This is a genomic window from Novosphingobium silvae (genome assembly GCF_009856825.1).
Classification (GTDB): domain Bacteria; phylum Pseudomonadota; class Alphaproteobacteria; order Sphingomonadales; family Sphingomonadaceae; genus Novosphingobium; species Novosphingobium silvae.
Genome location: NZ_WVTD01000001.1, coordinates 168,468 through 188,636, shown reverse-complemented (window position 1 = coordinate 188,636; position 20,169 = coordinate 168,468). Strand labels below are relative to the sequence as shown.

The window sequence follows — 20,169 nt, the reverse complement described above, 5'->3', positions numbered from 1 at the left end:
CGGAAGTAGAGCGCCGCGCGAGCCTTCGCTACAACTTTTTGTACCGGTCAGTTTATTGTGCGCGTCCCGACCAGTCGCCGGCAGTAGCCATCCACACGCCGATCGCGGAAATGCAGGCGGTTTCCGCGCGCAGGATGCGGGGGCCCAGCGTGATCGCGCGAGCGCTCGGGTGCGCGCGGACAAGGGCGCGTTCCTCTTCGTCGAAGCCGCCTTCCGGACCGACAAGGAGAGCGGCGGGTCCCGGGTTTGCGGCGAAGGCCGCCACGGCCGGTTCACCCCCTTGCTCGTCGGCGAAGAACAGTGTCCGCTCCTGCGGCCAATCGCGCAGCAGCGCCTCCAGCTTAGCGACCGGCTCGATGCGGGGGAGAGCGGTGCGGGCGCACTGCTCGGCCGCTTCGGAGACGATGCTGTGGGCGCGCTCCGGGTTGAGCTTGTCGGCAACGCAGCGCCGGGTGACCAGCGGGCGAATCGCGGCCACGCCAAGCTCCGTCGCCTTCTCGAGGACGAGGTCGAAGTTGGGCTTCTTGAGCAGCGCCGCGCAGAGCACGAAGTCGGGCACATCCTCGCGCGGGCGCAATTGTCGGCGCACGGCAAGGACCACGTCCCGCTTGCCGGCCGATAGCACCTCGCAGGCCCATTCGCCCGTCCTGTCGTCGCAGGCGACCACGGCGTCGCCCGGCGTCACGCGCATCACCTTGCCAAGGTAATGCGCCTGTGCGCCTTCGATCACGATCTGCGCGCCCTCCGACAGCAGGTCGCCAACGAAAAGGCGCGGGGCCGAGCGGGGTGGCCAGGCGGGTACGGCAGGCATCTGTCGGCGGCTTTCGAAGAAGGAACAGGGCTGGGCGGCCTTGTCGGACAATCGCGCGCGGGATGCAACGGGCGGGACCAAGCGTGCCTCAGGCACGTTCAAGCATGACAGATTTGGCGCGATAGAATAGGGAAGAGGCGTGACTATCCCAACGCTCGTTCCTGACAGCCAGCATCGCGGCCTCGTCTCGCTTCTGCCGCAGCCGCTTCGCGACTACGCCATGCTGGCGCGCTTCGACCGTCCCATCGGGTCATGGCTTCTGTTCTGGCCCTGCGCGTGGGGCGTGCTGCTTGCCGGCGGTGAAAGCCGCTGGGACATCATCCTGTGGATGCTGGTGGGCTCCATCGCGATGCGGGGCGCGGGGTGCGTCTACAACGATATCGTCGACGCCGACCTCGACCGCAAAGTGGCGCGCACCGCGCTGCGACCCGTGGCGAGTGGGCGGGTGAGCCGGCTTGCGGCCTGGGGCTGGCTCGCGGCGCTGTGCCTGATCGGCCTGATCGTCCTTGCGCAGCTGAACCCGACGGCGCAGCTCGTTGCCGTGGGCAGCGTGGTGCTGGTGGCGGCCTATCCCTTCATGAAGCGAATCACCTGGTGGCCCCAGGCGTGGCTTGGCATGGTCTTCACCTGGGGCATCCTGGTGGGCTGGACAGAGATCCGGAGCGATCATCTCGGGGCGATGTTCGCGTTTTACGCCGGGGCGATCGCCTGGTGCATCGGCTATGACACGATCTACGCGCTGCAGGATCGCGAGGACGACGCGCTGGTCGGCATCCGGTCTTCCGCCCTGCGGCTGGGCTCGAAGGTTCGGGCCGGGGTAGGCGGGTTCTATGCCCTGGCGCTGTTGCTGTGGGCCATCGCGTTCTGGATTGTGCGACCCGACTGGGTGGCGCTCGTCGCCCTGCTTCCGATGGCGCTGCACCTGGGTTTCCAGGTTTCCACGCTCGACCCTGCGGATGGCGAGAACGCCCTCGCCCGCTTCCGCTCCAACCGCGACGCGGGCCTGGTAATGGCGCTGGCCTGCTGGGTCGTAGGAAACGCCGGCATCATCTGACGCAGGCATTCCATCGGGAAGCCGGGTCTGCTACGGACAAGACAAAGGGCGGCCCCATTGCTGCGGCCGCCCTTCGCGTCTTCGTCGTGACGGCAGGCGCCGGTCAGAGCGCCTGTTCCTCCGTATTGAGGTTGCGACCGCTCGGCCTCGCCGGAGCCTTCGCGGGACGCGCGCCCGGCACCAGGTCTTCTGGCACGTCGAGGTAGGGCAGGTGCAGCGCCTCGCTGGTCATGCGGCGAACCTGGTTGGTCAGCCGGGGCTGCGCGTTCAGCTTGCGGCCAATCGAAGGGATCATGGCGCGGATCTTGGGCGCCCAGACGCCGTCCGCCTGCTGCGGGAAGGCCTTGTCCAGGACCTTGAGCATGATGCCGGGCGATGTCGAAGCACCCGGCGAAGCACCGAGCAGCGCGGCGATCGTGCCGTCCTTGTCAGTGACGATCTCGGTGCCGAACTGCAGGACCGCGCCGTTCTTGGGATCGCGCTTGATGATCTGCACACGCTGGCCTGCCGTTATAAGCTTCCAGTCGCCGCGCTTGGCCTGCGGGAAGTACTTCACCAACTCGGCCTGGCGATCGGCGTCGGTGAGCGTGGCCTGCTGGGCGAGGTATTTCACGAGATCGAGGTTCTCGATGCCCACCTTGGTCATCGGCACCACATTGGTGTCGTAGACCGAGTTGAACAGGTCCGTCCACGATCCGTTCTTGAGGAACTTCGTGCTCTGCAGCGCGAAGGGCCCGAACAGCGTCACCGATTTCCCGTCGAGCTTGCGTGCGTCAAGATGCGGAACGGACATGGGCGGCGCGCCGGTCTCGGCCATGCCATAGACCTTGACGTGGTGGCGCTCGGCCACGGCAGGCGTTTCGAAGGCGAGGAACTGCCCGCCGACCGGGAAGCCCGCATAGTTCTTGGCCTCGGGGATCCCCGAGAGCTGCAGCAGCTTGAGCGCCGCTCCGCCGGCTCCAATGAACACGAACCGCGACTTGATGGTGCGATCGGTCTTGCCCTTCAGGTCGTGGACCGTGACGTTCCAGGTCTTGTCCGCATTCTGGCTGAGGCCCCTGACTTCGTGCGAGAGCGAGAGGTGGAAGTTGGGATTGCGCTTGAGAGCAGCGGTCAGGCTGCGGGTGATGACGCCGAAGTTCACGTCGGTGCCTAGCGGCATGTACGTGGCGGCCACCTTCTGCGCGGGATCGCGCCCCTGCATGACCAGCGGCGCCCACCTGGCGATCTGCGCAGGGTCCTGGGTGAACTGCATGCCGTAGAACAGCGGGTTGCGCACCAGCGCCTCCTGACGCTTGCGCAGGTAGGCGATGTTCTCGTCACCCCAGACGAAGCTCATGTGCGGGGTGGGATTGATGAACTGCGAAGGCTCCGGCAGCCGGCCTTGGGCCACTTCGTGCGCCCAGAACTGGCGGGAGACTTCGAAGCTTTCGGCGATGTCCACAGCCTTCTCGGTCGCGATTGAGCCGTCGGGCTTCTGCGGCGTATAGTTCAGTTCGGCAAAGCCCGAGTGCCCGGTGCCCGCGTTGTTCCAGCCGTTGGAGCTTTCCTCCGCGACATTGTCCATCCGCTCGAACAGGTGAACGTTCCAGCTGGGCTCCAGCTCCTGCAGGTAGGTGGCCAGCGTCACGCTCATGATGCCGCCGCCGATCAGGACGACGTCTACTGGCTTCTCGTTCTCCGCTTCGGACGAGCCGCCCCAGCTGACCGGACGGAAAAGGAAGGCCAGCCCGGCGATGGCGAGCACCAGCACGGCGATCCCGATGATCTTGAGGGTTCGCTTCACGACGACGCCTCGCGCGTCGGAGCGAATGAAGGGCTTGGGTTCATGAGTTTTTCCGCTTCTCGTTTTTTCTGTTCTGTCCGGGGTCATCGGCCCTTTCGCCGGCTCCCGCGCGGGCGGGATTATCCTGGGCCCGGCAAAGCGGGTCAAACCGTCCAATTTCTTGAGATTGTCTGGTAATTACAAATAGATGGTGAATGGATGAGGTCATGCGTGTGTCGAAATTCGCCCGACCATAGCTTCGGATGTGCAGAAAATTGCACGTGGGGTTGAAGCTTCACCTGGCTTCGCCCCGCACGTTTCAGCGCGCGTTTGACCTCGGCTTCGCCGCCCCGTAATCGCGCCGGTATGACCGTTACACGCTTTGCCCCTTCGCCCACCGGGCACCTCCACGTCGGCAACCTGCGCACGGCGCTGCACAACTTCCTGCTGGCGAAGCAGTCGGGCGGCCGGTTCCTCCTGCGCATCGACGACACCGATGCCGCGCGCAGCCGTGAGGAATACGTCGTGGCCATTCGCGAGGATCTCGCCTGGCTCGGCCTGCATCCCGAGGCGGAGGAGCGGCAGTCGGTCCGCTCCGCCATATACGAGGAGGCGTTCGCCACTCTTGAGGCGGCGGGGCGTGTCTATCCGTGCTGGGAGAGCCCGCAGGAACTGGACCTGAAGCGCAAGGTCCTGCTCGGGCGCGGGCTTCCGCCGATCTACGACCGGGCGGCCCTTGGCCTCACCGAGGATGAGAAAGCGGCCCGCATCGCTGCCGGCGACCTGCCGCACTGGCGCTTCCTGCTGGACCGGGACGAGCCGATCGCATGGGACGACGGCGTTCGTGGTCCGCAGAAGTTCGATCCCGCGCAAATGAGCGACCCGGTGGTGCGCCGCGCCGACGGCTCGTGGCTCTATATGCTGCCTTCCGTGATCGACGATGTGGCCATGGGGGTGACGAGCATCCTGCGGGGCGAAGACCATGTCTCCAACACTGCTGCGCAGGTGCAGATGTTCACCGCGCTCGGCGCGCCCGTTCCGGCGTTCGCCCACGAGGCTCTGCTGGTGGGGAGCGAGGGCAAGCTTTCGAAACGTCTCGGTTCCTTGGGCGCCGCGCACTTCCGCGAGGCCGGGATCGAGCCGCAGGCGCTCGTCGCGCTGCTTGGCCGGCTGGGGACCAGCGATCCGGTGGACCCCTCGCTCGGGCTGGAGGAACTGGCCGCCGCATTCGACCTGTCGCGCTTCGGCCGCGCGCCGGCGCGCTTCGACGAGGCGGAACTCGAGCGCGTGAACGCTGCCGTCGTTCATGATCTGCCGTTCGCGGCAGTGCATGCCCGTCTTCCCGATGGCATGGACGAGGCCGCGTGGCAGGCTATACGCCCCAACCTCACCCGCGTTGCCGAGGCCGGGGACTGGTGGCAGGTCGTGACAGGGCCGGTGGCGGCTCCGGCGATGACGGACGAGGATCGCAGCTTCTGCGTCCAGGCGGCGGCGACGCTCGCCTCGCTCGAGTGGTCAGGCGCGGTGTGGAAGGACCTGACGGCCGCTCTCAAGGAGGCGACCGGCCGCAAAGGCAAGGCGCTTTTCCTGCCGCTGCGGCAGGCACTTACCGGAATGGACCACGGCCCCGACATGGCCGCGCTGCTGCCGCTGATCGGGCGCGACGCCGCCGAGCAGCGGCTGCGCCCCGGAGCCCGGGACGCTTTTTCGCTGTAAGATAAATTCCGTTTACAGCCCCTGCGCTTGTCGCTAATGGCGCTGGCATGTTCGCTAAGCCGATCATTATTACTACCCCGAAACCGACCGCCATCGCGTGGTCGGTGTCGGCGGTGTGCGTGATCTGAAGCAACACCCGGACATCGACCCCGCATAACGGCAGGCGGGGCTTTCTTCTTGAAACACAATGACCTCGCGCTGCTCCCTGGATTTGGAGAAGCATAGTCATGGTTGCAAAGTTCGCCCCCGGTCAGCAGCTCAACGTCGGCATCGTCGGCGCTACCGGGCTCGTCGGCTCGATGATCCGCGAGATCCTCGCCGAGCGCGCGTTCCCCGTCGCTTCGCTGCGCCTTTTCGCGTCGGCACGGTCAGCGGGCAAGGAGATCGACGGCGTGGTGGTCGAAGATGCCGCGACGGCCGACTTCTCGGGGCTCGATGTGGTCCTGTTCTCGGCGGGCGGCTCGACCGCGAAGGAACTGGCTCCCAGGGCGGCGGCTGCCGGCGCGATCGTCATCGACAACTCCTCTGCCTTCCGCTCGGATCCGGAGGTGCCGCTCGTCGTTGCCGAAGTGAACCCGCATGCGCTGGCGAACCTGCCCAAGGGCATCGTCGCCAACCCCAACTGCACCACCATGGCGGCGATGCCGGTCCTGCATCCGCTCCATGACGAAGCCGGGCTCAAGCGCCTCGTCGTCTCCACCTATCAGGCGGTCTCGGGTGGCGGGCTGGAAGGCATCGAGGTTCTCGCCAGCCAAATTGAGCATGTCGGCGATCGCACGCGCGAGCTCGCGGCGGGCGACACCGCGCCGCTGCTGCCCGAGGCAAAGAAGTGGGCGGTGCCGATGGCGCACAACGTCGTGCCGCTGAACTACGTATATGCCGAAGACGGCTACACCGAGGAAGAAATCAAGCTCCGCGACGAGAGCCGCAAGATCCTCGAGATTCCCGGGCTACCGGTCTCGGGAACTTGCGTGCGTGTCCCGGTCTTCACCGGCCACTCGCTGTCGATCAATGCCGAATTCGAGCGTCCGGTCAGCGTCGAGCGCGCGCTCGAACTGCTGGGTCAGGCGCCCGGCGTGGTGGTGACCGAAGTTCCCAACCCTCTCGAGGCGACCGGCAAGGACCCGGTCTTCGTAGGCCGGGTGCGCCGCGACCCGGGCGTTGAGAACGGCCTTGCGCTGTTCCTCTCGAACGACAACTTGCGCAAGGGGGCGGCGCTCAACGCGGTTCAGATCGCCGAAGCGCTGATCGGCTGATAGCGACGAGGGCGCGCGTCCGGGTGGCGCGCGCCCTCACTTTCTTTCGTCACTCCATGAACCAGCCGTGGCTTGCCACCAGGGACTGGCCGGTCAGCGCATTGGTCTGGAAGGCCGCGAAGAACAGGGCGACTTCCGCGATGTCGTCCACGGTGGTGAATTCGCCATCGACCGTCTGGCCGAGCATCACCTTCTTGACCACGTCCTGCTCGGAAATACCGAGTTCCCTCGCTTGTTCGGGGATCTGCTTGTCCACCAGCGGGGTCCGCACGAAGCCGGGACAGATCACATTGGTGCGCACGCCCTTCTTGCCGCCTTCCTTGGCGATCACGCGGCTGAGGCCGAGCAGGCCGTGCTTCGCGGTGACATAGGCGCTTTTGAGCGGGCTTGCCTCCTTGGAATGGACCGAGCCCATGAAGATCACCGCGCCCGATCCTTGCGCGTACATGTGCGGCAGCACTGCCTTCGACGTGAGGAACGCGCCGTCGAGGTGGATCGCCAGCATCTTCTTCCAGTCGGCATAGGCGAAGCTCTCGACCGGGTTGACGATCTGGATGCCCGCGTTGGAGACCAGCACGTCAACCGTGCCCCATGCCTCGACCGCCTTGGCGACGCCTTCGTTGACCTGCTCCTCGCTGGTCACGTCCATGGCCACGGCCATCGCCTTGCCGCCTTGAGCGCCTATATCGTCGGCAGCCTTCTGCGCAGCCTCCAGGTTGAGATCGGCGATGACGATCCTGCCGCCTTCCCCGGCATACTTGTGAGCGATGGCGTTGCCGATCCCGCTGGCGGCGCCGGTGACGATGCAGACCTTGTCGTGAAGTTTCATGCAGCTACTCCCATCTTGTTCGTCAGGCACTCAGCGGCTTTTCCGGGTGCACGCCCGCCAGATCGAAGGTGACGATCTCGTCGGGCTTGAGATTGCGCTCCAGCCAGTCGGGATGGACCAGCGAGCGGTGCGCGTCGGCACGGCCGGCGGCCCAGTGCTCGTCTATCGTCATGCGCGAGAACTCGTAGTCCTTGGAGTTGGTCTCGTAGTCGTCGGGACGATTGATGAGGTGCATGACCGCCACCGCGCCCGCAGGCCGGCAATCGAGCAGGCGGGCAAGGTCCGGATCGTCCTGGAATTCGGGTGGAAGCCGCTGGGCCAGCCGCTTGGCCGCGGCGCACATCTGCTGGAGCTTCTTCGACTGGTCGGTCCCCAGACGCGTGCGGCTGGAGAAACGAATGTCCTTTTCGCGCTGGGCGACGTCGGCCATCGTGCGCGGCACGATCCCGCGCGATGAGAACAGGTCCACCTGGTACACCGTCATCTCGCAGGAGGGACGGTTGTCGAGCACGTACTGGAGCGGAGTGTTCGAGACGAGCCCGCCGTCCCAGTACCATTCTCCGTCGATCTCCACCGGCGGGAAACCGGGCGGCAGTGCGCCGCTTGCCATGATGTGCTCGGGTCGGATGGTCCGCTCGGTGTTGTCGAAATAGGCGAAGTTGCCGTTCAGCATGTTCACCGCGCCCACGCTGAAGCGCAGGTCCGTGCGGTTGAGCCGGTCGAAATCGACGAGGTCGAGCAGCGTGTTGCGCAAGGGCGTGGTGTCGTAATAGCTGAGCCGCCCGAGTTCCGCAGGCCATTCGGGCAGCGGAAGAGGGATGCGCGGGGTGAAGAAGCCGGGCGCGCCGAACGCCGCCACCCACTGTGCCGAGGCCTCGTTGAAGGTGCGGCGCGCGAAGCCGAGCGGCTCGTCGAGCCGGTAGAGAAGTTCGGAGGAGACCTGCCGCCAGAACTTTCGCAGCGCGGCGACGCGGTCCTGCGGAGCGTTACCGGCTATGATGGCCGCATTGATGGCGCCGATCGAAATGCCGGCAACCCAGTCGGGCTGGGCATCGTCTTCGGCGAGAGCCTCGTAGACGCCGGCCTGATAGGCGCCAAGCGCGCCGCCGCCCTGCAGGACGAGGACGGTCTGCGGCCGAAGGTTGGACGAGGGGTGCGAGCGGGTGACGGAAGAACTCTGGGTCAAATGTTCTGCCCCGTTTTGTTGCAGTGCAACAGGTGGGACGATCCGGACGCCGTTTCAACTCCTGTTTTCACCCACGGCCTGCTTTCAGGCGGCCGCCTCGGCTGCGATCGATTCGGTGGCGGCTTCCAGCAGCCGGCGCTCCACCGCCTTCAGCCGTTGCGGCGCGGTGAGCTTTTCGCCCAGGAGGTCGGTCACGTAGAAAGTGTCCGCCGCGCGTTCGCCGTAAGTGGCGATATGGGCGGAATGGACCATTAGCTTCGATTCGAACAGCGCATGGGCCAGCCGGTTGAGCAGCGCAGGCTTGTCGCGGGCGTTGACTTCGACGACGGTGAAGCGGTTGGATGCCTTGTTGTCGAACAGCACGCGCGGGCGCACCTCGAAGGCGTCGGCCCGGGGGCGCGCGTCCGGCTTGGCGACAAGCTGGGGCAGGATCCTGATGCGGTTGGCGAGCGCGCTCTCGATCGACGTGCCGAGGCGTTCGAGCTGGCTCGCCTCCATGAACGGGCGACCAAGGGGATCCTGCACGAGGAAATTGTCCACCGCGCGTCCAGAGCGCGTCGTGTGAATGCGCGCGTCGATGATGTTGCCGCCCGCCAGGTGGATGCCGCCGGCGATCCGATAGAACAGTCCCGGGTGGTCGGACGCGATCACCGTCACCAGCGTGGCGCCGCGCGCGGGGTAGTACTCGGTCGAGATCGAGAGCGGCTCGTTCGCGCTGGCCACGAGCTGCACGAGGTTGCGCGCGATCACGTCCTCGGGTTCGGCGATCCAGTAGGCATCGCCCATGGCCGCTCCGATCCTGTCGATCAGGCCCGGGTACTCGCCCCCCAGCGCCGCCACGGCTGCCTTCTTCGCTTCCACCCGCTTGGGACGTCCGAACTCTGCATGGCCGAGGCGGAGGCGCTCTTCCGCGGCGCCGTAAAGCGTGGCGATGAGCTGGCGCTTCCATGAGTTCCACGTACCCGGGCCCACCGCCCGGATATCGACGATGGTCAGCACCGTCAGCTGGCGCAGGCGATCGACGGACTGAACGACCTCGACGAAGTCGGCGATGGTCTTGCCGTCCGACAAGTCGCGCTTCATCGCCGTGGCCGAAAGCAGCAGGTGATGGCGCACCAGCCATGAGACGAGCTCGGTTTCCTCCTCGTCCAGCCCGAAGCGCGGACACAGCTTCAGCGCGATTTCCGCGCCAAGGATGGAGTGATCGCCCTTGCGGCCCTTGGCAATGTCGTGAAGCAGCGTTGCCACGTAGAGCGCCCGGCGCGAGCGGAGCTTGTGGATCACCTCGTGCGCGAGCGGGTGGTCGTCCTTCAGCTCGCCCTTCTCGATGCGGGCGACAAGGCCGATGGCGCGGATGGTATGCTCGTCCACCGTGTAGTGGTGGTACATGTCGAACTGCATCTGCGCGTTCACGCGGCCGAACTCGGTCACGAAACGGCCGAAGACCCCCGCTTCGTTGAAGCTGCGCAGCGCCACCTCGGGATTGTTGCGGCTGGTGAGCAGCTCCATGAACAGCTCGTTGGCGCGCCGGTCCATCCGCACCTCGTCGCGAATCAGCGCGGCATCGCGGGAGATCAGGCGCAGCGTTTCGGGATGGATCTCCAGCCGCTCGCGGTCGGCCAGCACGAAGATCTCGAGCATGCGCACCGGATCGCGGGCGAACCAGTCGTCCGAGGGCGCGCGTACGCGGCCGCCGAACACCTTGTAGCCCTTCACGATGCGCTCCTTGGCGCGGAAGCCGGCCAGCAGGCCGCGCGGCTGGCGCTTGGCGAACTGGTCGTCCAGCTGGGCGAGGAAGACGCCGGTCAGGTTGCCGACCACTTTCGCCTGCAGGAAGAACATCTGCATGAACCGTTCGACCGCGCTTTTCCCGGGGCGGTCGGAGTAGTTCATGCGGGCCGCCACCTCGCGCTGCATGTCGAAGGTCAGGCGATCCTCGGCGCGGCGGGTGATGGTGTGAAGGTGGCAGCGCACCGCCCAGAAGAAGTTCTCGGCGCGGCGAAACGAGCGGTATTCCTTGTGAGTGAGCAGGCCCACGTCCACCAGCTCGGCGGGCGAGCGGACCTTGTGGATGTACTTGCCGATCCAGTAGAGCGTGTGGAGGTCGCGCAGGCCCCCCTTTCCTTCCTTGATGTTCGGTTCGACCACATAGCGGCTGTCGCCCATGCGCTTGTGGCGCTCCTCGCGCTCGGTCAGCTTCTCGACCACGAACTGCCGCTCGGTGCCCGAGACGACGTCGCGAAAGAAACGGGTGCGCGCTTCCTCGAACAGGTCCTGGTCGCCCCAGACGTAGCGGCCCTCCAGCATCGCGGTGCGGATCGTCAGGTCCGACTTCGACATGCGCACCATGTCGTCCAGCGAGCGGCTGGAATGGCCGACCTTCAGCGACAGGTCCCACATGAAGTAAAGCATCGCCTCGATGACCTGCTCGCACCAGGGCGTCTGCTTGATGGGCGTGAGGAAGGCGATGTCGACATCGGAATGGGGCGCCATCTCGCCCCGGCCATAGCCGCCCACCGCCATGATCGTCAGCCGCTCGCCCTTGGAGCGGTTGCTGGCAGGGTAGACGTTGGCGACGACGTGGTCATGGATCACGCGGATCAGCTGGTCGATCAGGAACGCCTGCGCCTCGGCCACCTCGTGGCCTGCGGAGGGCTTGCCGATGAGCCGGCGGGCGATCTCGGCCCGGCCGTTCTCCAGCGCCGTGCGCAGCAGCTCGACGATCACCTTGCGGCCCTTGACGCCGCCATGCTCGGCAACGGTCGCCTCGATCCGCTCGACGAGGTCGCGCCGGTCGATCACGGAACGGGGAGAGGGGATGCGGATCACGCTGCTGCTCATGCCTCAGCATCTAGGGGCTGGGACGGCGAAGGGAAAGACGGCAGGTGCCGCGCAGGCTGCGGATATTCGCGAGGCTCCCCGCTCCGCGACCAGGCGATCGGCCGATTATCCCTGCCGATTCGAATTGCCGGCTACCATCGCGTGGCGGCCTATGCCAGAAGGCCGGCCATTCAAGGCGCCCCGCCCAGAGCGCCCGGACATGAAGCACGCGAGGTCCAAGACTTGTCCCTGACACTGCTCGCCGCAGCCGCGGCAGAGGCGCACGAGCCCATCTACTGGGTCAACCTGGGCCTCAAGAACTACCTGTTCCGCATCGGCAGCTTCGAACTGCGCTGGTATTCGCTCGCCTACCTGGCGGGTATCGTGCTGGGCTATTGGCACCTGACGCGCATGATCAAGGCACCCGGCGCGCCGCTCGCGCAGCGCCATGCCGACGACCTGTTCTTCTACTGCACGATCGGCATCATCCTGGGGGGAAGGCTGGGCTATGCCACCTTCTACACGGGCGGCAGCTCCAACATCCCCAGCCTGTGGACCCAGCCGTCCGAGCTGTTCAAGCTCTGGCACGGGGGCATGAGCTTCCACGGCGGCCTCATCGGCGTGCTGCTGGCGCTGGCATGGGTGGCGTGGCGCAACAAGCTGAACTTCGTTCGGGTGGCGGACTACATCGCGGTCTGCGTGCCTTTCGGCATGCTGTTCGGTCGCCTTGCCAACTTCGTGAACGGCGAGCTGTGGGGCCGGGTGGTTTCCGGCTATGTGCCCTGGGCCATGGTCTTCCCCGACGCGCCCGACCAGTTGCCACGGCACCCGAGCCAGCTTTACGAAGCCGGCCTCGAAGGACTGGCGATGATCGTCATCATGCTGGTGCTGTTCTGGAAGACGCGTGCCCGCTTCCGCCCGGGCCTGCTCGTCGGCGTATTCACCGCCGGCATCGCCGCGGCCCGCTTCACCGTGGAATTCTACCGCGAGCCCGACAAGCAGCTGTCGCAGTTCGCCGAGGCGACGGGACTGTCGATGGGGCAGTGGCTCACCATTCCGCTCATCCTCCTCGGCCTGTTCCTGATCGCACGCGCCCTGTCGCGCCCGGCGCTCTCTACGCGGCGCCCGATCGAGATCACCTGAGGAACGGGCGCATGGCAGAGAGCGACTCGCTCGGCTCCGTGTTCCAGCGCCTGATTGCCCGGTTCGGGCCCATCACGCTGCAGCACTACATGGGCGAATCGAATGCGCGCTACTACGCGGGCAAGGATCCGCTCGGCAGCGGCGGCGACTTCATCACCGCGCCCGAGATCAGCCAGATGTTCGGCGAGCTGATCGGCCTCTGGCTGGTCGACATCTGGGTGCGCGCCGGGCGTCCCGTGCCGGTGCACTATGTGGAACTTGGTCCCGGCCGGGGTACGCTGGCACGCGATGCGCTGCGGGCGATGAAGCGGCAGGGGCTGGCACCGCATGTCCACTTCGTGGAAGGGTCGGCCGCGCTGCGCGCTCTGCAACGCGGCGCCGTGCCCGAGGCTCAGTGGCATGACGATCTCGCGACGCTGCCCACGGATGCCCCGCTGCTGATCGTCGCCAACGAATTTCTGGATGCCCTGCCTGTCCGCCAGCTGGTGAAGACGCCTGAAGGCTGGCGCGAGCGGATGGTCGACTGGCAGGTAGGTCAGGACGGCGAGGGCCGGTTACTGCCGGTTGCCGGCGACAAGCCGATGGATGCCGCGGTTCCGGAACACCTGCTGCAGGCGCCCGACCAGACCCTGATCGAGACGTGCCCGGGTGCAGCCGCCGCCGTCGACGAGATCGCTCGCCGGCTGGCCGGGCAGGGAGGCGCGGCTCTGCTGATCGACTACGGCTATGCCGAGCCCCGGTCGGGCTCGACGCTACAGGCGCTCAAGGATCACACCAAGGTGGATCCTTTCGCGCTGCCGGGAGAGGCGGATCTCACCTGCCTGGTCGATTTCGCCACGATGGCCGAAGTGGCCGCCGCGGGCGGGGCGCGTCACCTGGGCACGGTAGGGCAGGGCGCATTCCTGCGCGCGCTCGGCATCGATATGCGCGCGGCCCAGCTGGCGGCAGCGGCCCCGCAGCAATCGCCGGCGATCGAAGCGGCCCGGGACCGGCTGGTCGAGGATGACCAGATGGGGAACTTGTTCAAGGTCATGGGCCTTGCCGCACCGGAATGGCCGCTCGGTGCGGGTTTCTAATCGATAGAAGGGCGGCGCTCCCTCCGTCCTACTTCACCTTTGAGGTGCGGGTTTCCTGCGGCACCTGACGCACCGGAGCGGCCTTGATCCAGTCTTCCAGCGCATCGATGTCGATCGCGCCGCGAGTGCGATCGGTGCCCTTTGCGAAAGTGGAATAGCCGTCACCCCCTTCGGCGAGGAAGTTGACCACGCTCACCCTGTACGTGCCTGTGGCGAGCACGGGCTTGCCGTCCAGCGTCAGCGACACGATACGCGCGCCCGATGGCCTGGACATGTCGTAGGTAAAGGCGGTCCCCGCGGAGGGCGAGAGGACCTGCTTGGGGCCATTGTCATCAAGGCCCTCCTCGATGACGGCCCGCAGCTGAGCGCCCGTGAGGGTCATCGTCACCAGTTCGTTGTTGAAGGGCTGCACCGCATAGAGCTGGCCGAAAGTCACGCTGCCGTCGGCGGCCGGAACCAGCGAAGCGCGGATGCCGAAGGGATTGGTGAACGAGATCTGCGCACCGGCCGACCGTGTGGCCGCAAGCTGCCCGTCGGCGATCAGGTTGCCCAGAGAGCCGCCCGTGCCCGACTCCTCGCCATCGGCCTTGGATGCGCTTCCGGCGATCCGCCCGACGGGCCGCGCCACGAGCGAGAGTGAGGCGTCCTTGTAGCGCTTGACGTAGGCGGCAACATCGGCGCGAGGCGCGAAGGGCGGGAAGGCGTCGGTCGTCGCGACATCCCCCCGGCTCGACGTGAAGGGCTCGGACTGGACGATGACGTTGTGGGCGGCCGAGGAAACGACGCGGTGGCTGGCCGGATCGATCTTCAGCGTGATGTCGGTGACGAGTTCACCGTAGACGCCCGCGCTCGTCAGCAGGATCGGCGCGCCGGTGCCGGCCGGTTGGTAGTTGCAGACATAGGACCAGTGCGTATGGCCCGAGACCACGACATCGACGCCGGGCGACAGGCGGTCGAGGATGGGCGTGATGTCGCCGGCGAAATCGGCACAGCCGTTGGGGTCGCCGGCGGGCGTCTTGCCGCCCTGGTGGATGAGCACGACGACCGCATCGGCTCCTGCCGCCCGGAGCACCGGCACGGCCTTGTTGATGGCCTCTGCCTCGTCACCAAAGGTCAGTCCGGCAATCTGGGTGGGCGACACCAGCGTGGGCACCGACTTGAGCGAAAGACCGATGAAGCCGACCGTCACCTTGTCCGCGCCCTCGCCGAAGCTCTTGAGGCCGGTCGCCGGAAACAGTGTGCTGCCATCCGCCTTGAACGTGCTGGCCGCCAGGTACTTGTACCGTGCTCCGGTGAACTGCTCGAGCTGGCATGGCTGGAGCCGTCCGGTCTTTTCGCAGCCGCCGTTCTGCAGGCGCTGGAGTTCCTTCCAGCCGCGATCGAACTCGTGGTTGCCGACCGCGTTGAATTCCACGCCGATGCGGTTGAGCACGCCCACCGACGGCTCGTCGAGGTAGAGCGAGGAAGCCAGCTGCGAGGCGCTGGTGAGGTCGCCCGCCGCCACGACGACGGTATTGGCGTGGCGGGCCTTGATCGAATCGACCGCGGAAGCGAGCCACGCGCCTCCTCCCGCCGGGACCGACAGCATCGAGCCGTCGGGCTGCTTCACCAGGACGGCCTGCCGGGGCGGCTCGAGCGCGCCGTGAAAGTCGTTGATCGCTACGATGCCCACTTCCACCGGACCCGAAGGCGCGGCGGGCGCTGCCGTGTTGCGGCCCGCCTGGGGGGCGGCGCAAGCGGCAAGCAGGGAAAAGGCGAGGAGTGGGAGGGCCCGAACGTGAATGAGAGTCATGGCCGCGCTCTATCCCACGCAAGCATGACGTTCAAAGGACCAATTTGCGACGCGGCCGTCAGCGCGCCTGGTCTTCCAGCGCATGCATGGCCTCGTCGGAGAGGCCGAAGTGATGGCCGACCTCGTGGATGACGACATGGGTCACGAGATCCTCCAGCCCCACAGCGCTCTCGCACCATTCTGCGAGCAGGGGCTGGCGATAGAGAGTGATGCGCGGGGGGAACTCTCCCGAGACCCAGACCGAATCGGAATCCATCGAACGACCGTGGTAAAGGCCGGTGAGTTCGAAGGGATCCTCGATCTCCATGTCCCGCAGGGTTTCCTCGTCGGCGAACTCCTCGATGTGGACGGTGATCCCGTCCAGATGCCGGGCGAAAGGCTCGGGGATGCGCGCAAAGGCCGCCTGGGCGAGCGCCTCGAAATCCGCAGGGGAGGGGGGAGGTCCGAACGAGCGTGTCATGGAGGCGATTGTGGCACCGTTCCGCGCCAGATGTCGAGCACCGCGCCTGCAGATGCCCGCAGGGCGCTGCGTTATGCCTGACGGTGCCCGCGTTTGTCCATCCACATCCCGCTGCCCTCGCTTCCTTGCGGAGCGCTCCGGTTTCTGCGACCAAACCAGGCATGACCCCGGCGATATTCGGCCTTTCCGGCCTGACCCTCACCGATGACGAGCGCGCCTTCTTCCGCGATGCCGACCCGGCCGGCTATGTCCTGTTCGGGCGCAACGCGCAGAGCCGCGAACAGGTTCGCGCGCTGACCGACGACCTTCGCTCGATCCACGGGCGTGAACGCCTGCTGATCTGCGTGGACCAGGAAGGCGGCCGCGTGGCGCGGATGAAGCCGCCCGTCTGGCCGAAATACCCGCCGGGCGAGGTGTTCGACCGTCTATACGACATGGCCCCCGCCAGCGCGATCGAGGCCGCCCGCCTCAACGCCCACGCGCTCGGCCTCGACCTTGCCGAAGGCGGGATCACCGTCGACCTTCACCCCTCGCTCGACGTAAGGCAGCCCGGCGCCCACGACGTGATAGGCGACCGTGCGCTCGGATCCGAGCCGATGCGCGTCGCCGCGCTTGGCCGCGCCATCCTCGACGGCTTCGCGCGCGCAGGGATCGCGGGGTGCATCAAGCACATGCCCGGCCATGGCCGCGCCATGGCGGACAGCCACAAGGAACTGCCGACCGTCGCCGCCTCGGCAGAGGAACTTGAACTCGACCTCGCGCCGTTCCGGGCGCTCGCCGGTGCCGCGATCGGCATGACGGCGCACGTGCTCTATTCCGCGTGGGATAATCAGAACCCGTGCACGCTGTCGCCCACCGTCATCGGTGATGTGATCCGGGGAAGCATCGGCTTCGACGGACTGCTGATGAGCGATGACCTCGACATGGAGGCGCTTTCGGGTTCCGTGCCCGAGCGGGCGGCGGGCGCGGTCGCGGCCGGCTGCGATCTCGCGCTCAACTGCTGGGCGAAGATGGACGACATGATCGGCATCGCGCAGGTCCTTCCCGCCATCACCGACCAGGCCCGGGCACGGCTCGACCGCGCGCTTTCCGTCGGCGCCGCAATGCCCGCCGCGTTCGACAACGCTCAACTGCTCGCCCGCCGCGATGCGCTGCTGGCGCTTGCGTGACGAATGGCCACCCTGTTTGATGACGAGTGGGAGGTCGAGGATCGCACCGGGGCCAGGGACGACAAGCTCTACCTCGAGATAGAGGGGTGGGAAGGCCCGCTCGACCTGCTTCTCGACCTTGCCCGGCGGCAGAAGGTGGACTTGCGGGTCATTTCCATCCTCCAGCTGGTGGACGCATACCTCACCTATATCGAGGAGGCCGAGGCGCTGCGGCTGGAACTGGCGGCCGACTACCTGGTCATGGCGGCATGGCTTGCGTATCTGAAATCCGCGCTGCTGCTGCCTCGCGACGAGGCCGAGGATCCGAGCCCCGAAGAGATGGCGCTTCGCCTGCAGCTTCGCCTCCAGCGCCTTGGGGCGATGCGGGAGGCCGCGGCGCGGCTGATGGCGCGCGACCGGCTGGGCCGTGACGTTTTCCTGCGCGGCGCCCCCGAGGGACTGCGCATCGAGCGCAAGTCGTCATGGCGGTGCGAATGGCTGGATCTCGTGCGCGCCTATGGCGACGTGAGGATGCGGTCAGAGCCGGTGGTCCACATGGTACGCGAACGCATGGTGATGACCTTGGACAGCGCGATCAGCCGGGTGTCCTCGATGCTGGGCGTCGCGATCGACTGGATGGACCTTCGCGACTTCCTTCCGCCCGCCCATGACGGCTGGGCCGATCCGCGCCTGCGCCGCTCCGCACTGGCGTCCAGCTTCGTCGCGGCGCTTGAACTCGCCCGCACCGGCCGCGCCGAGATCGTGCAGGAGGAGACATTCGGGCCGGTGCGGCTCAGGGCGCCCAAGCCATGACCACTGCGCAACCGCACACGCCCGATGATGTTTCCCGCGCCATCGAGGCGACGCTGTTCGCGAGCGAGCAGCCGCTCACCGCCGACCAGATCGCGCTTCACCTCGGCCTTGGCGAAAGCGGGGGGGACGGCGTTCGCGCCACCCTCGCCGAGCTTGAGCGAGACTACGAACCGCGCGGCATCCGGCTCGTCCAGCGCGGCGGACGCTGGCATTTCGAAACGGCTCCCGACCTTGCCCACCTGCTGCGGCGGGAGAAGGAGGAGCTTCGCCGCCTCAGCCGTGCAGCGACCGAGGTGCTTGCGATCGTGGCTTACCACGAGCCGGTCAGCCGCGCCGAGATCGAGGCGATTCGCGGCGTGCAGACCGCCAAGGGCACGCTTGACGTGCTCCTGGAGGCGGGATGGGTGCGTGTCGCAGGGCGCAGGGAAGTGCCGGGCCGGCCGGTGATCTACGCGACGACTCCTGCCTTCCTCGACCATTTCGGCCTCGCCTCGCGCCGGGAACTGCCGGGCATCGACGAATTGCGCGCGGCGGGCTTGCTCGACCCGGTGGATGAGGACATGATCGGGGCTGGTCTCGGTGCTCCCCGGAGCGGGAACGAAAAGCCCGGTTTCCTGGCGATCGAGGATGATCCTGACTGAACGGTGACGGCCACGGGTCAGAACCATGACGGGCTGGCAACTTACCGACAAAGCGCCTAGATGAGCGCGCGACGATGGTCGGAATCGACTGTCCTTTTGGAGTTGAGGTTATGGGTAGCTTCTCGATCTGGCACTGGATGATCGTTCTCGTGATCGTGCTCGTGCTGTTCGGACGCGGCCGCGTGTCGGAAATCATGGGTGACTTCGGCAAGGGCATCAAGAGCTTCAAGCAAGGCATGAACGAGGAAGAGGCCCGCAAGGCCGATGCCGACAAGCCGGTCGTGCCGCCCGCGCAGATTTCCGCCACCAAGGTCGATCCGGTCGCCGCGCCGAGCGCGACCGAGACCAAGAACGAGCAGGTCTGAGCGAAGGGCCTGACAGGCGATGTTCGACATCGGCGCTTCCGAACTGCTGATGATCGTGGTCGTGGCGGTCGTCGTCATCGGCCCCAAGGACATGCCCATGGCGCTGCGCACCGCCGGTCGGTGGATCGGCAAGATGCGCAAGGTATCGAACCATTTCAGGGCCGGTCTCGACGCCATGGTGCGCGAGGCCGAGCTGGAGGAAATGGAACGCAAGTGGCGCGAGCAGAACGAGGCCATCATGAAGGCCAGCCCGCAGCTGCCTTCCATGAACCCTACTGCGGAGGACATGCAGGCACCGACGGCTTCGTCCCAGACTGTGCCCACGCCCGCGTCCTCGCCCCCGGCTACGTCCACGCCCGAAACGGAAGGGGCAGCGGCCGGAGACGCCCGGGCCGAGAACCGGCAGGCCGAACTGCAGCTACCGCCGCCCCCGCCCTGATGCCAGCTTGAGAAACCCGCCATGCAGCCCTTCCGCATAGCCGACATCGACGACACCCAGGCTCCCCTGCTCGATCACCTGGTCGAGCTGCGTGGCCGGCTGCTGCGTGCGTTCCTGGCCTTCGCGGCGGCCTTCGCGGTGTGCTTCTATTTCTCGGGCGACATTTTCTCGTTCCTTGTCCGCCCGTTGACCGAAGCCTTTCCGCCGGGAGAGGGCAGGCTGATCTACACCAAGCTCTACGAAGCCTTCTTCGTGGAAGTGAAGATCGCCATGTTCGCGGCCTTCTTCGTCAGCTTTCCGGTGATCGCCAACCAGCTCTGGGCCTTCATCGCCCCGGGGCTCTACGCGAAGGAAAAGAAGGCGTTCCTGCCTTTCCTTGTCGCGACGCCGGTGCTTTTCACCATGGGCGCGGCACTGGCCTACTACGTGGTCATGCCCACGGCATTCCACTTCTTCCTCGGCTTCGAGGGGCAGAAAGGTGGCCTGAAGCTCGAGGCGCTGCCCGGCACCGGCGACTACCTGGCGCTCGTCATGCAGTTCATCCTCGCCTTCGGCATCAGCTTCCTGCTGCCGGTGTTGCTGATGTTGCTCAACCGGGCGGGCATCGTCACGCGCCAGCAGTGCGTGGCGGCGCGGCGCTACGCGATCGTGGGCGTGTTCATCATCGCCGCGGTGGCGACGCCGCCGGACGTGATCTCGCAGCTGCTGCTGGCGATACCGCTGCTCATGCTTTTCGAGGGCACGCTGGTCGTCATGTGGTTCACCGAGCGCCGCGACGCACGGGAGCGTGCGGCGGAAGAAAGGGCGATCCAGAAGGAAGCCGAAGCGGCGGGCCGCGCCGCCGCCGAGTAGGAT

18 protein-coding genes are annotated in these 20,169 nt (G+C 66.6%); 11 read left to right on the top strand and 7 right to left on the bottom strand.

Going from position 1 to position 20,169, the window contains the following annotated elements; all coding sequences use genetic code 11:
* Positions 1-52 precede the first annotated feature (52 nt).
* Complete coding sequence (locus GR702_RS00935) at positions 53-811, bottom strand: 16S rRNA (uracil(1498)-N(3))-methyltransferase (RefSeq protein WP_160984073.1); 759 nt, start codon at positions 809-811, stop codon at positions 53-55.
* A gap of 139 nt (positions 812-950) precedes the next feature.
* Between GR702_RS00935 and ubiA the strand changes: the two genes are divergently transcribed.
* Positions 951-1,865 carry a 4-hydroxybenzoate octaprenyltransferase gene (ubiA, locus tag GR702_RS00930; RefSeq protein ID WP_160984072.1) on the top strand — a complete coding sequence of 305 codons (915 nt, stop codon included), beginning with the start codon at positions 951-953 and terminating at the stop codon, positions 1,863-1,865.
* A 103-nt stretch (positions 1,866-1,968) separates the two neighbouring features.
* Here the strand turns inward: ubiA and mqo are convergent, their stop codons facing one another.
* Positions 1,969-3,651: a malate dehydrogenase (quinone) gene (gene mqo / locus GR702_RS00925; protein WP_337192491.1), complete on the bottom strand. Its 1,683-nt coding sequence runs from the start codon at positions 3,649-3,651 to the stop codon at positions 1,969-1,971.
* Positions 3,652-3,996: 345 nt separating this feature from the next.
* On the opposite strand from mqo, the gene GR702_RS00920 reads away from it, so the two are divergent.
* Together GR702_RS00920 and GR702_RS00915 are read left to right on the top strand one after the other, a co-directional pair.
* Entirely contained in the window at positions 3,997-5,346 is a 1,350-nt protein-coding gene (locus GR702_RS00920; protein WP_160984070.1) for a glutamate--tRNA ligase, read from the top strand.
* 227 nt (positions 5,347-5,573) lie between these two features.
* Positions 5,574-6,602 carry an aspartate-semialdehyde dehydrogenase gene (locus GR702_RS00915; protein WP_160984069.1) on the top strand — a complete coding sequence of 343 codons (1,029 nt, stop codon included), beginning with the start codon at positions 5,574-5,576 and terminating at the stop codon, positions 6,600-6,602.
* A 49-nt stretch (positions 6,603-6,651) separates the two neighbouring features.
* On the opposite strand, the gene GR702_RS00910 is transcribed toward GR702_RS00915, so the two are convergent.
* The 3 genes from GR702_RS00910 to GR702_RS00900 form a co-directional block, all read right to left on the bottom strand.
* Positions 6,652-7,431, bottom strand: a complete 780-nt coding sequence (locus GR702_RS00910) for a 3-hydroxybutyrate dehydrogenase (RefSeq protein WP_160984068.1) — start codon at positions 7,429-7,431, stop codon at positions 6,652-6,654.
* A 22-nt stretch (positions 7,432-7,453) separates the two neighbouring features.
* Positions 7,454-8,617: a patatin-like phospholipase family protein gene (locus tag GR702_RS00905; protein WP_160984067.1), complete on the bottom strand. Its 1,164-nt coding sequence runs from the start codon at positions 8,615-8,617 to the stop codon at positions 7,454-7,456.
* A gap of 84 nt (positions 8,618-8,701) precedes the next feature.
* Positions 8,702-11,458 carry a [protein-PII] uridylyltransferase gene (locus GR702_RS00900; RefSeq protein ID WP_160984066.1) on the bottom strand — a complete coding sequence of 919 codons (2,757 nt, stop codon included), beginning with the start codon at positions 11,456-11,458 and terminating at the stop codon, positions 8,702-8,704.
* A 222-nt stretch (positions 11,459-11,680) separates the two neighbouring features.
* Between GR702_RS00900 and lgt the strand changes: the two genes are divergently transcribed.
* Positions 11,681-12,580, top strand: coding sequence for a prolipoprotein diacylglyceryl transferase (gene lgt, locus GR702_RS00895; RefSeq protein ID WP_160984065.1), 900 nt, complete (start codon positions 11,681-11,683; stop codon positions 12,578-12,580).
* 11 nt (positions 12,581-12,591) lie between these two features.
* Entirely contained in the window at positions 12,592-13,656 is a 1,065-nt protein-coding gene (locus GR702_RS00890) for a class I SAM-dependent methyltransferase (RefSeq protein ID WP_160984064.1), read from the top strand.
* Between the two features lie 28 nt (positions 13,657-13,684).
* Here the strand turns inward: GR702_RS00890 and GR702_RS00885 are convergent, their stop codons facing one another.
* Positions 13,685-15,448, bottom strand: a complete 1,764-nt coding sequence (locus GR702_RS00885; RefSeq protein WP_160984063.1) for a bifunctional metallophosphatase/5'-nucleotidase — start codon at positions 15,446-15,448, stop codon at positions 13,685-13,687.
* 58 nt (positions 15,449-15,506) lie between these two features.
* A complete protein-coding gene (locus GR702_RS00880; protein WP_160984062.1) occupies positions 15,507-15,908 on the bottom strand; it encodes a metallopeptidase family protein in 402 nt (133 codons plus the stop codon).
* Between the two features lie 161 nt (positions 15,909-16,069).
* Between GR702_RS00880 and nagZ the strand changes: the two genes are divergently transcribed.
* From nagZ to tatC, 6 genes are all read left to right on the top strand, one after another.
* Positions 16,070-17,077, top strand: a complete 1,008-nt coding sequence (gene nagZ / locus GR702_RS00875; protein WP_160984061.1) for a beta-N-acetylhexosaminidase — start codon at positions 16,070-16,072, stop codon at positions 17,075-17,077.
* Positions 17,078-17,080: 3 nt separating this feature from the next.
* Entirely contained in the window at positions 17,081-17,869 is a 789-nt protein-coding gene (locus tag GR702_RS00870) for a segregation and condensation protein A (RefSeq protein ID WP_160984060.1), read from the top strand.
* The gene (scpB, locus tag GR702_RS00865) at positions 17,866-18,510 is read left to right on the top strand and encodes an SMC-Scp complex subunit ScpB (protein ID WP_160984059.1); all 645 of its coding nucleotides are present in this window, start codon (positions 17,866-17,868) and stop codon (positions 18,508-18,510) included. The genes GR702_RS00870 and scpB overlap by 4 nt, the downstream gene beginning before the upstream one ends.
* Before the next feature lie 110 nt (positions 18,511-18,620).
* Positions 18,621-18,875 carry a twin-arginine translocase TatA/TatE family subunit gene (locus GR702_RS00860; protein ID WP_160984058.1) on the top strand — a complete coding sequence of 85 codons (255 nt, stop codon included), beginning with the start codon at positions 18,621-18,623 and terminating at the stop codon, positions 18,873-18,875.
* Positions 18,876-18,894: 19 nt separating this feature from the next.
* Positions 18,895-19,314 (top strand): Sec-independent protein translocase protein TatB, encoded by a 420-nt coding sequence (gene tatB, locus GR702_RS00855; RefSeq protein WP_160984057.1) that lies wholly within the window; start codon positions 18,895-18,897, stop codon positions 19,312-19,314.
* Positions 19,315-19,335: 21 nt separating this feature from the next.
* Complete coding sequence (gene tatC / locus GR702_RS00850) at positions 19,336-20,166, top strand: twin-arginine translocase subunit TatC (protein WP_160984056.1); 831 nt, start codon at positions 19,336-19,338, stop codon at positions 20,164-20,166.
* The last annotated feature ends 3 nt before the right edge of the window (positions 20,167-20,169 follow it).

Bases quoted from the DNA above. Each gene is read 5' to 3' on its own strand.
- tatC (WP_160984056.1), top strand. From the start codon at position 19,336: ATGCAGCCCTTCCGCATAGCCGACATCGACGACACCCAGGCTCCCCTG.
- GR702_RS00860 (WP_160984058.1), top strand. From the start codon at position 18,621: ATGGGTAGCTTCTCGATCTGGCACTGGATGATCGTTCTCGTGATCGTG.
- GR702_RS00935 (WP_160984073.1), bottom strand. From the start codon at position 811: ATGCCTGCCGTACCCGCCTGGCCACCCCGCTCGGCCCCGCGCCTTTTC.
- scpB (WP_160984059.1), top strand. From the start codon at position 17,866: ATGACCACTGCGCAACCGCACACGCCCGATGATGTTTCCCGCGCCATC.
- GR702_RS00920 (WP_160984070.1), top strand. From the start codon at position 3,997: ATGACCGTTACACGCTTTGCCCCTTCGCCCACCGGGCACCTCCACGTC.
- GR702_RS00910 (WP_160984068.1), bottom strand. From the start codon at position 7,431: ATGAAACTTCACGACAAGGTCTGCATCGTCACCGGCGCCGCCAGCGGG.
- GR702_RS00870 (WP_160984060.1), top strand. From the start codon at position 17,081: ATGGCCACCCTGTTTGATGACGAGTGGGAGGTCGAGGATCGCACCGGG.
- GR702_RS00885 (WP_160984063.1), bottom strand. From the start codon at position 15,448: ATGACTCTCATTCACGTTCGGGCCCTCCCACTCCTCGCCTTTTCCCTG.
- tatB (WP_160984057.1), top strand. From the start codon at position 18,895: ATGTTCGACATCGGCGCTTCCGAACTGCTGATGATCGTGGTCGTGGCG.
- GR702_RS00880 (WP_160984062.1), bottom strand. From the start codon at position 15,908: ATGACACGCTCGTTCGGACCTCCCCCCTCCCCTGCGGATTTCGAGGCG.
- GR702_RS00890 (WP_160984064.1), top strand. From the start codon at position 12,592: ATGGCAGAGAGCGACTCGCTCGGCTCCGTGTTCCAGCGCCTGATTGCC.
- GR702_RS00900 (WP_160984066.1), bottom strand. From the start codon at position 11,458: ATGAGCAGCAGCGTGATCCGCATCCCCTCTCCCCGTTCCGTGATCGAC.
- nagZ (WP_160984061.1), top strand. From the start codon at position 16,070: ATGACCCCGGCGATATTCGGCCTTTCCGGCCTGACCCTCACCGATGAC.
- GR702_RS00915 (WP_160984069.1), top strand. From the start codon at position 5,574: ATGGTTGCAAAGTTCGCCCCCGGTCAGCAGCTCAACGTCGGCATCGTC.